Source organism: Enterobacter cloacae complex sp.6700776 (assembly GCF_048284255.1).
In the GTDB taxonomy this organism is placed as follows: domain Bacteria; phylum Pseudomonadota; class Gammaproteobacteria; order Enterobacterales; family Enterobacteriaceae; genus Enterobacter; species Enterobacter intestinihominis.
This window is the reverse complement of sequence record NZ_JBLVYK010000250.1, coordinates 1-281: the sequence shown is the minus strand read 5'-3', so window position 1 is coordinate 281 and position 281 is coordinate 1. Positions and strand designations below refer to the sequence as shown.

Here is a 281-nt window from a genome sequence, read left to right as displayed (position 1 = left end):
ATATTAACTTACTGGCTACATAAAATTGATGAATGAGAAAACGTGCAACATCTCTGTAATCAAAAAATAAACGCCGTTTTCCTATTAGAGCTAGGATGCAAAAATCATGAATACAGAATTTACCTTTAATATTACGCGCAGCATTTTTGATGAAAATTACAACCCATCGGAAAACACGCGGATTACTACCAACTTTGCAAATTTAGCCAGAGGCAAAAGCAGCCAAGAAAATCTGCGTAACGCATTGTCGATGATCAACAACCGCTTCAATTCATTGGCGT

The 281-nt window shown here is 36.7% G+C and carries 1 protein-coding gene; it reads left to right on the top strand.

Annotated elements, in window-relative coordinates; all coding sequences use genetic code 11:
* Positions 1–106: 106 nt before the first annotated feature.
* On the top strand, positions 107–281 hold a 175-nt coding region (locus ACNQ0T_RS24115), incomplete at its 3' end, for a putative oxygenase MesX (protein WP_417930486.1).